Raw genomic sequence first — 11,812 nt, forward strand, 5'->3', positions numbered from 1 at the left:
AAAGGCATAGCAGTTTTTATATTGGTCATTATGGCCAAAAGTGGATTAATTTTATGAATAAATGTTGAGAATTAGTTTAAAATTTGATGCGTTTAAGTCGCCATAAGCTCGATAATTATTTACGAGGCATGCATGAGAGCTATGAAGCTTATACAGTCTACTTTTTAGCTCTCATGTCACCCCTCCAGGAAAATTACTGACCTATCTTTTTTTACTAGAATTTTGTCAAATTATTACCCCACATGGATTGCGGGGCGCTTGTCGCCCCCCAGTCTTTGATGACCATATTTTATGATATTTATGAGTTTTATTGCTATGACATGCGCGGGCATTCCACGGTTTTCTTTTTATTATACCATTTTTTGATTCAGCAACGCCAGATCTGAGTTACAAGCTTTGTTGTCCCCCTGCTAGCTATAAAGGATACTATTTTGAGACTTTTGTCAAGTAAATTTTATATAAAATTTACTTGAGCTTACCCTGCTAAAATGTAGCCATAACCTTATTGAATGAACACAATACTTCATGAAACTTAATTCTACTAACTAGGAGTGTTTTTTTCTAAAAATGATAGCTATATCCCTTGTCCTGTCTGCTTTATAACTATTTTCGCCCCCCCCCCAAAGAGTGTTGACTTAATCAAAGAATAAAGATAGAATACCAAAGGTTATTATTAAGCAGCCTATCTAATAGTCTGCAAGTATACTCTCAGAACACACATGATATCCATCAGAACGAAGCTCAAACTTAATAACAAACAAAAAAAGATGATGGCTCAACATGATGGATCAACACCTAGGAGCAGATGGTGTTTAAACTGGGGTTTTAATTCGTGGGATATAGAGATTTAAACCCAATTATAAGGAGCAAAAAATGCGGTGGGCTAGACTTCAATGCCTGTAGTTGAGTAACCGCAGACGATCTCAGATTCAGAAGTAATTAAGCATCAGATGATCATGTTATGTGACGTTTGTATGTATCATTTTTTTGGAGCAGTGTAGGGGTGATTATGAATCAAAAATACCAGAGCGATCTAATAGCTATTATTGGTATGGCTTGTCGATTTCCTGAAGCGAATGATCACAACCAGTTTTGGCAGAATATTGAACAAGGAATAAATAGTATTAGTGAAATTCCTTCCCAGAGGTGGGAAGTACAGAAGTATTATTCTGACACTCCCGAAACCCCCAATAAAACTATTAGTAAATGGGCAGGAATAACAGAAGATATAGACCAGTTTGATGCTGAATTCTTCGATATTTCTCCCAGAGAAGCAACAAGAACAGACCCTCAACAGAGAATTTTGCTGGAGTTAAGTTGGTCTTGTATAGAAGATGCAGGTTACTCACCATCTCAACTTTCGGGAAAAGAGGTAGGTGTTTTTATCGGGGCGTGTAGCTATGACTCTATTTTATTGATGAACCAAAATCAAGACAATGTAGAAGGTCATAGTGGAACAGGAACTTGGACTTGTATGATTCCCAACCGCATATCTTCATTTTTTAACCTGCATGGTCCAAGTATTCCGATAGATACAGCTTGCTCAAGCTCACTGGTAGCTATTCATTACGCGGTTAAATCCCTCAAAGAATCAGAATGTGAAATGGCATTGGTAGGTGGGATAAGCGTCTTATTTACCTCAACAACATACATCCAGATGAGTCAACTGGGGATGTTATCCCCAACAGGACAATGTAGAACATTTAGTAGTGATGCTGATGGTTACGTTAGGGGAGAAGGAGCAGGAGTAGTTTTATTAAAGCCTCTGAAAAAAGCAATAGAAGACGGCGATCGCATTTATGGTGTAATCAAAGGGAGTGCAATCAATCATGGAGGTAGAGCTAGAACCTTAACATCTCCCAATGTTTATGCTCAATCTCAAGTGCTGCGTTCTGCCTATACTAACGCTAATATTCCACCCAATACAGTATCTTATATAGAAGCTCATGGCACGGGTACACCCTTGGGAGACCCGATTGAAATTAATGCTCTCAAGCGAGGATTTAAACAACTACATCAGCAATATGGGTTAGGAAAGTCAGAAAAATCCTATTGTGGTTTGGGGGCAGTGAAAAGTAATATTGGACATTTGGAAGGAGCTGCGGGAATTGCTGGAGTGATTAAAGTCCTCTTGGCAATGAAGCATAAAAAATTGCCGACTATTGTCAACTTTAAAGAATTAAATCCACGCATTAATTTAAAAGATAGTCCATTTTACATAATTGACCAAACTCAAGAATGGAAAAAGTTAAAAACAGAATCAGGGGAAGAGATTCCTAGACGAGCAGGAGTTAGCTCTTTTGGAATAGGGGGTGTGAACGCTCACATAGTCATAGAAGAAGCACCATTTCAAGTCAAAAATCAAAAGGAAGTGCCTAATTCTAGGGTTTACATACAGTCAAAACTCAAAAATGATAATGATAGCGTAGCTCCTCTGCAAGAAGAAAATAATTTAGAACATTCGTTGCATTTACTAACTCTTTCAGCAAAAACGGAAAAAGCACTTTCTGAGTTAGTCGTTCGTTATCAAAATTATCTAGAAGAAGAAAAAAATGACAGTGAGCTTGGGGATATTTGCTACACAGCTAATATCGGACGTAGTCACTTTAACCATAGACTAGCAGTCATTGCCTCTAACCAACAAGAATTAGTAGAAAAACTCCTACAATACAAAGCAGGTGAGGAAGTAGTAGGAATCTGCTCTGGTGAACTTCCTAAAAATAGCAATACACCGAAAATAGCCTTTTTATTCACAGGGCAAGGTTCTCAATACGTAAATATGGGGAAGGAACTATATGAGGAATCATCAGTATTCCGAGAAGCTATTGACAGATGTGACGAAATCTTAGGAAAATTCCAGACAACCTCCCTCAAAGAAATTTTCTATCCTGTCAAGGAAGACGAATCCCACTCATCTCTATTAAACCAAACTGCTTATACCCAACCTGCTCTATTTGCTGTAGAATATGCTCTAGCTCAACTCTGGCAATCCTGGGGAATCAAGCCAGAGCTAGTCATGGGTCATAGTGTGGGAGAATATGTAGCAGCAACAGTAGCAGGAATTTTCAGTTTAGAAGAGGGTCTGAAGCTGATAGCCGAGCGGGGTAGGTTAATGCAAGAGTTGCCCAGTGGAGGAGGGATGGTGGCAGTGATGGCATCAGAATCAAGAGTGAAAACCCTGATAGCTCCAGACACCGAAATAGGTATTGCAGCAATAAACGGACCAGAAAGTGTAGTCATTTCTGGAAAGTCAACTGAACTTAGAGCTGTTATTAGTAGCTTAGAAGTTGAGGGAATCAAAACCAAACAACTAGAGGTATCCCATGCCTTCCATTCAGAATTAATGGAACCAATGTTGACAGAGTTTACAGCAGTAGCGGAAGGACTCACCTATAGTCAACCCAAAATACCAGTAATATCCAATCTTACAGGAACAGTAGCAGACGATAGTATTTGTTCAGCCAAATATTGGGTAAATCATGTACGTCAGCCAGTGCGGTTTGCCCAAGGGATGGAAACGTTGCAAAAACAAGGTGCTGAAATTTTCCTAGAAATTGGAGCAAAACCAATATTACTGGGGATGGGAAGGCAATGTCTACCCGAAGGTTTAGGTGTATGGTTGCCATCATTGCGTCCTGGAGTGGATGAATGGCAACAAATGCTCTCAAGTCTAGGACAGTTGTATGTAAAAGGTTTCAATGTAGATTGGTCAGGATTTGACCGAGATTATACTAATCATAAAGTAGCATTGCCAACGTATCCATTTCAGCGAGAAAGATATTGGATAGATACTTCTAAAAATCAAGATAACAATACTCTTAATTTAGTTCTTGATCAAGGTAATATAGACAGATTAACTCAAGAAATAAAGTTATCTGAGGAATTAACAGAAGATGAACAAAAATTATTACCTAAGTTATTAAAACTTTTAACAAATCGTCATCAGAAATATCTGCAAAATCAAGGTGATATAGTTGGTGACTTTTATGATGAGTTAGCTTCGTTTACAGATGAAGAAGCAATTTTGAACTATATTCCTTTACCGGCGATTATTAGAGGATTTTCATGGGTTCTATTTTTCGCCAAATTGAAAACACAAGAAAAATATCACAAATTAGCATCAACAGCCCAGCAAGAGATTAGAAATATAGGTTGGCAGAAAGTCGATTTTTATTCTTGTCAGAAAGTTCTAGATATTGGTTGTGGCCATGGGACAGATTTAATGGCCTTAGGTCAGAAGTATAATCACTTAGAGCTTTGTGGCTATACAATATCAGATAGTCAAGTAGAATTAGGAAATAAAAAAATTCATCAATTAAATCTGGAACAGCGGATAAAAATTGTTAATGGAGATAGTTCCCAGGATGAGTTTCCAGACAATTACGATCTGATATATGGATTTGAAGTAATTTGTCACATCAAGAAGAAAGAAGAACTATTTTTGAATATTAGAAATCACTTAAATGATCAAGGTCATTTAGTCTTATCAGATTTTATCTCTAACGCCTCATTTAGTCTTGATTATGATGCTCACTCATCTTATCTAATAACACAACAAGAATGGTTATATTTACTATCACAAAATCATCTCAAGATAATACATTATGTAGATATTAGTAACGAAGTTGCTAATGGTCTAGACGATCCAAATTTTACAGAGAATCTCAACTATGTATGTAAACAAAGTAATTTAAACGAAAATGCCAGAGTAGGTCTTCAATCTTATGACAACTTATACAAGATGTTGCGTAAAAAGTTAGTCAGCTATGTAGTAATGACAGCACAAAAACAAAACCTCTTGTCAGTAGATGAAATTTACAAGTGGAACCAAGAAATTCTACATAAACCACTGTATTACTCTGATGTTTCATTACAACAACTTTTCTATGGGGTAGAATGGCAAAAAACAGGCACTCGACAACAGCATAATAAACGACTACAGCCGAAAAAATGGATAATATTCAGCGACAAAGATGGTGTAGGTAAAAGACTGAAAAATCTCTTAGAAAAAAGAGGCGATCGCTGTTTTATGGTCTTGCTCGGGGAAACCTACAAGCAAAAAGAAACAGGAAGTTGGGAGCTAAACCCATCTAATCCAGGAGATTTTGAGAGTTTTTGCCAAGAGGTAAAGATAACTGTTGGGGAAAGTCTGAAAATAATTCACTTGTGGAGTCTAGAAACTACACCTTCTCAACAACTAACTCAGGTAGCTTTAGAGTCAGCACAAAAGTATGGTTGTGGTAGCGTATTGCATCTGGTGCAAGCTATGGAAAAACACTGGAACTTGAACTCACTCTCACCTCAACTGTGGTTAATTACCAAAGGTTCCCAGTCCGTGTTGCCTCATGTAGAAGAAATAGCAATAGCCCAAACCCCACTATGGGGACTAGGAAAAGTCATATCTCTGGAACATCCTCAATTATGGGGAGGGCTACTTGACTTAGACCAGGAATCGTCCACAAATGAAGCAGAAATACTACTACAGCTACTAGAAGATGAGCAAGAAGAAGATAGACTGGCCATTCGTAATGGAGAAATCTATGTAGCTCGTTTAGAAAGAAAACTCTTAGCAGAGTCTCAACCAGTATCTTTGAGTGAAGAAGGAAGTTATTTAATTACTGGGGGAACAGGAGCATTAGGATTGAGTATAGCTCAATGGTTGGTAGAGAAGGGATGTCAATATCTAATATTAACCAGTCGCAGTAAGCCATCAGAGCAAGCACAATTGAGGATTAATAGTTTACGGAAGCAAGGGGTAGAGGTAGTTGTAACTCAAGCCGATGTATCTGTTCAAGAAGATATGGAGAAGGCATTAAAGCAAGTAGAAGAAGCAATGCCACCTCTCAAAGGAGTAATTCATGCCGCAGGAGTTATAGGATTTCACCTGCTTCAGGAGTTGGAACTGTCTCAACTCGAAGCCATACTCCGTCCAAAAGTAGTAGGAGGATGGTTGTTACATCAATTAACTCAGAAGCTTGAGCTAGACTTTTTTGTTAATTTCTCCTCTATTGCATCAGTATGGGGTTCTAAAGGTCAAGCTCACTATGCAGCAGCTAACCATTTTCTGGATGGATTAACTTATTATCGGCAATCTATAGGATTACCAAGCCATAGCATAAATTGGGGGCCTTGGTCAGGAGGAGGAATGGCAACAGGAGAGGCAATGAATTGGTTAAACCAAATGGGGGTAAAACCACTAGAGCCTGAAAAAGCAATAGCTGCTTTGGAAAAAGTATTAGGAAGCAATAGTCCTCACACAGTAGTAGCAGATATAAATTGGGATTTATTTAAGGAACTCTATGAACTAGGAGGTAAACGGTCATTTCTGGAAGAAATTTCACTAGACTCAGATGCAACAGATGGAGAAGGCGCTTCGGAAGATAGCTCGAAATTGTTACAACAACTTCATCAATCCCCAGAAAGTGAACGGAACCAAATGCTAATCGAGCATCTTCAAACTGATGTAGCTAAAATTATAGGATTATCGAAATCTAAACTTCCTGATCCTGAGTTAGGATTCTTTAAAATGGGAATGGATTCCTTGATGGCGGTTGAGCTAAGAAATCTGTTGAGTTCTACTTTTAGTTCCTCCATCAGCACAGCTACATTGTTTGAAACTTCTAATATCAAAGACTTAGCTGAATACTTAATCAAAGAAATTTTCCCAGAAGAGCAAGATCAAGAAGATGTTCAAGATAGTCAGACTATAAATACTCCCAAGAATATAGAAACACAATTTGAAGGAGAAATTGATAGTGCGATCGCCTCAGAATTACAAGAAATCCAAGCTTTACTGAAGGAGGAGGGCTAGAATGAGCAATATTTCTCAAACAAACCAACAAAACTTCTTATCCCAAGAAGTGCTTCAAACTTTGAAGGAAATGCGAAGTAGGCTCGAAGCAGTAAACAAAGCCCAAACAGAACCGATCGCAATTGTTGGTATGGCCTGTCGATTTCCTGGAGGAGCTAATGATCCATCAACATACTGGAGCTTATTGCATGATGGGATAGATGCTATTAAACCAGTTCCTCCGGATCGTTGGGATGTGAACGCTTATTACGATCCCGAACCAGCAGTTCCGGGGAAAGCCTACACTAAAGAGGGTGGGTTTATTGAGCAAGTTGACCAGTTTGACCCCTTATTTTTTGGTATTTCTCCTAGAGAAGCAGTTAGTTTAGACCCTCAGTACAGATTACTTTTAGAGGTAACATGGGAAGCACTGGAAAATTCTGGGCAAACCTGGACAAACCTTAAGAATAGTCAGACAAGTGTATTCATGGGCATCTCTACAGATGACTATTCTGCCGTAATTCTAAGTGGAGCCAATAGTTACCCTACTCTCGGAAGTAATAGAAGTATCGGTGTAGGTCGTATTTCTCATCTCTTGGGTTTACAAGGGTCTAATATACAGGTAGATACAGCTTGTTCAAGTTCTTTAGTTGGTACCCATTTAGCCTGTCAGAGTTTACGTTCAGGAGAATCCAACTTAGCATTAGTGGGTGGAGTTAATTTAATATTATCGCCCATCAGCACTATTGGTCGTTGCCAACTGAAAGCACTATCCCCTGATGGTCGTTGCAAGACTTTTGATGCTTCTGCAAATGGTTATGGTCAGGGAGAAGGATGTGGTGTCCTAGTTTTGAAGCGCTTGTCTGATGCAGTTAGTGATGGCGATCTAATTTCAGCCGTTATTCGAGGTTCTGCTGTTAATCATGATGGGCCAAGTAGTGGTATGACAGTTCCAAATAGAATGGCTCAAAAACAGGTAATTCAACAAGCTCTGACAAATGCCAAGTTAGAACCCCATCAAATTAGCTATTTGGATGCTCACGGTACAGGAACTTCTTTAGGAGACCCAATTGAGATAGAAGCTCTGGCAGAAGTATACGGCAAAAATCGTCCAGCAGATCAACCTTTAATTGTGGGGTCAGTAAAGACTAATATTGGGCATTTGGAAGCAGCAGCAGGTGTATCATCTTTGATGAAGGTAATTTTAGCTCTTCAGCATCAGAAAATACCTCCTCATTTACATTTAAAACAACCTAATCCTCATGTAGATTGGAATAGGTTACCAATAAAAATTCCTACTTCATTAATGCCTTGGTCTTGCGAGGGGAAACCAAGAATAGCAGGAGTTAGTTCCTTTGGTATGGGTGGTACCAATGCTCATATAGTTTTAGAAGAAGCCCCTAAAGAAGTCAGAAGTCAGAAGTCAGAAGTCGGAAGTGAGGATATTGCCGAACGTCCAATTCATATATTAACTCTATCGGCAAAAACAGAAAAAGCTTTAGAAGATTTAGTCAGTAGTTATCAAAAGTATTTAGAAAGGTATCCAGATTTGGCAGTAGCAGATGTATGTTACACGGCTAATACAGGAAGGAAACATTTTAAGCATCGACTAGCAGTTATTGCTTCTGATCAAAAAGAATTATCAGAAAAGCTACTTTCCAAAAAAATAGGAAAGGAAGTAATTGGAGTATCTTGTGGAGAATTTGATAGTGGTAGCGCAAGTTCTAAGCTAGCTTTCCTATTCACAGGCCAAGGTTCCCAGTATGTGGATATGGGGAAGCAATTGTATGAAACTCAATCAACTTTCCGTCAGGCTTTAGATCGATGCGACCAAATTTTACAACCCTATCTAGACTATCCCCTATTAGAAGTTATTTACCCTAAAGATGTACAAAAGTTAACCTCGAATTTATTAGACCAAACAGGTTATACCCAACCTGCTCTGTTTGCCATTGAATATGCTTTGTTCAAGTTATGGGAATCTTGGGGAATCAAACCAACTGTAGTCATGGGTCACAGTGTAGGAGAATATGTGGCAGCAACTGTAGCAGGAATTTTCAGTTTAGAAGATGGTCTGAAATTAATTGCTATGCGGGGACGGTTGATGCAACAGTTACCCTCCGGTGGAGAGATGGTGGCAGTGATGGCCTCAGAATCTCAAGTTAGAGAAGCTATAGATGACTATAGTTCAAAAGTTACAATAGCAGCCATTAATGGACCAGAAAGTATGGTGATTTCTGGTGAAAGTGAGGCGATCACAACTGTTTGTAGTAAGTTAGAAGCAATGGGAGTTAAAACCAAGCCTTTACATGTATCCCATGCTTTTCATTCTCCTATGATGGAGCCAATGTTGGCAGAGTTTGCAGCAGTAGCTCAGGAAGTAATTTATAATCAGCCAAGAATACCATTGGTATCAAATGTAACTGGGAAAAAAGCAGGAAATGAAGTAACTAAGGCAGAATATTGGGTAAATCATATCCGAAAACCAGTACAGTTTGCTCAAAGTATAAAAACGTTGCACGATCAAGGAAATAAACTTTTCTTGGAAATAGGACCGAAACCAATTTTGTTAGGGATGGGACGTAGATGTCTACCAGAAGAAGGAGTATGGTTGCCATCATTACGTCCTGCTGTAGAAGAATGGCAGCAAATGTTATTGAGTTTAGGAAAGTTGTACGTTAAAGGAATAACAGTGAATTGGTCAGGGTTTGACCGAGATTATACTCGTCAGAAAGTACCATTGCCCACATATCCATTTCAACGACAACGCTGCTGGGTAGAAATAACAGAAAACAAACACAACGAAAATCAAAAATCAGACAATATTAGTGACACTTCAATTGTTAAACTACTCACTCAAGGAAAAACAGAAGCACTTAATCAACAATTAGAAAAAGCGGTAAATTTTTCACCAGAACAGCTTAAAATTTTACCAGAAATATTAGATGTATTAGCTAAAAAACATCAGGAACAATTAGCAGCAGTAACTATCAAAAATTGGTTCTATGAAGTTCAGTGGAAACTTTTAGAGAAAACTCATTCAATAACAAGCATTAAATTAAGTCATTGGTTAATTTTTGCCGATACCACAGGGGTAGCAGAAAAATTAGCCCAAAAATTACAACAACAGGGTCATCAATATAGCTTAGTTTATAGAGGAGAGAGCTATCAAAAACAAGCAGTAGGAAAATATCAACTTAATCCTTATATTCCCGAAGAATTTGAAAAACTGTATCAAGAAGTTCAAGAAAGTAGTCAAATCCCCTTGTCAAAGTTAATTCATTTGTGGAGTTTAGATGCTCCAGAATCAAAAGATTTAACCCTTGACACTTTAGAAGAAACCCAGTTATGGGGATGTGGCAGCGTGATGTACCTGTTACAGACTTTACTCAAAAACGCCAGCGCTCCCCAACTATGCATAGTAACCCGTGGCTCTCAGTCAGTATTATCAAAAACAGAAAATAATATATCAGGATTAGCAGCATCGCCTCTGTGGGGGTTAGGTCGAGCAGTGTCCCTAGAACATCCCCAATTATGGGGAGGATTAGTGGATCTAGACCCACAAGCTCCAGAAGCAGACGAAGTAGAAATGCTATGGCAATTGTTAGTTAATGAACAAGAAGAAGATAATCTAGCTTTACGGGGAGAAAATACTTATGTAGCTCGTCTGGCCAATCAATCTCCTCCAGAATTTCCTCAACCCCTATCCTTATCATCAGATGGTAGTTACTTAATAACTGGAGGATTAGGAGCGTTAGGATTACATACCGCCGAATGGTTGGTAGAAAAGGGTGCTAAAAACATTGTGTTAACTGGACGCCGCCCTCCTTCAGAAAAAGTCCAAGAATCTATACAACAATTAGAACAAGCAGGATGCCAAGTCAAGGTCTTGTTAGGGGATATTTCTATTAAAGAAGATCTAGCTAAAATTCTGGAACAGATTCAGATATCTTTACCAACACTCAAAGGAATAATTCATGCAGCAGGAGTGCTTGATGATGGAACCATACAACAGATGAATTGGGAGCGTTTTACGAAAGTAATGTCGCCAAAAGTAATAGGAACTTGGCACTTACATAAATTAACTCAAAATCTGCCATTAGATTTCTTTGTCTGTTTCTCTTCAATAGCTTCCTTAATTGGTTCCCCTGGTCAAGGAAATTATGCTGCAGCCAATGCCTTTATGGATGCTTTAGCTGGTTATCGTCGCAGCATAGGATTGTCAGGATTGGCTATTAATTGGGGAGCATGGGCATCTGGGGGCATGGCTGCTCGTTTAGCAGTGGAGCATCAAAATCGCATTCATAGCAGTGGGGTAACTGAGATTGCCCCAAAACAAGGAATGTATGCCTTGGATTTACTGTTAGCAAATCAATCTGCTATGGCTCGGGTAGGTGTAATACCCGTACAGTGGACGATATTGGCAGAACATTGGAGTGGTATCAAAAAAAGTTCATTACTACGAGAATTATTACAGAAGGAGGAGCCAGAACATGATACACTGGAACAGAAGGTCAAAGCCGAAATTTTAGCAAAATTAGAGACAGTATCACTAGAGGAACGTCAAGAAATTTTAACTGAACACATTCGAGGGCAAGTAGCTCAGGTACTAGATTTAAGTTCATCTCAATTACCTGAAGTAAATTTGGGCTTTATGGAAATGGGAATGGATTCTTTAATGGCGGTAGAATTAAAAAATCGACTGCAAAATCAACTAGAAACTAATTTACCTGAGACAATAGCTATGGAATATCCAACGATTGCGAAATTGTCCTTACATATAATAGAGGAATTAATGGAATGGAATACAACAGAAAATGAGGCATTATCTAATGGGCTGAATCAAACTAATGTATCACAAATAGATGGTACTATATTGCCAGTTCTTGAAGATATTTCAGAAGAAGATTTTGAAGCACTAGCAGCTCAACAACTGGAAAAAATCAAGAATATGCTCTAATATATATAATGGTGAATGTGAAAACGAAAGATCTATATTTTGGGGTATTTTCATAAAAAAGG

General features: G+C 38.5%; 2 protein-coding genes and 1 pseudogene. All 3 read left to right on the forward strand.

Annotated features, from left to right (window positions below; translation table 11 throughout):
• Window positions 1–200 (forward strand): annotated as a pseudogene (locus AC4II3_RS02300) (IS4 family transposase); the annotation flags it as partial.
• A gap of 809 nt (window positions 201–1,009) precedes the next feature.
• A complete protein-coding gene (locus AC4II3_RS02305; protein ID WP_488029098.1) occupies window positions 1,010–6,811 on the forward strand; it encodes a type I polyketide synthase in 5,802 nt (1,933 codons plus the stop codon).
• 1 nt (window position 6,812) lies between these two features.
• Window positions 6,813–11,750 carry a type I polyketide synthase gene (locus AC4II3_RS02310; RefSeq protein WP_488011009.1) on the forward strand — a complete coding sequence of 1,646 codons (4,938 nt, stop codon included), beginning with the start codon at window positions 6,813–6,815 and terminating at the stop codon, window positions 11,748–11,750.
• Window positions 11,751–11,812 lie beyond the last annotated feature (62 nt).

The sequence above is a fragment of the Moorena sp. genome (assembly GCF_982860115.1).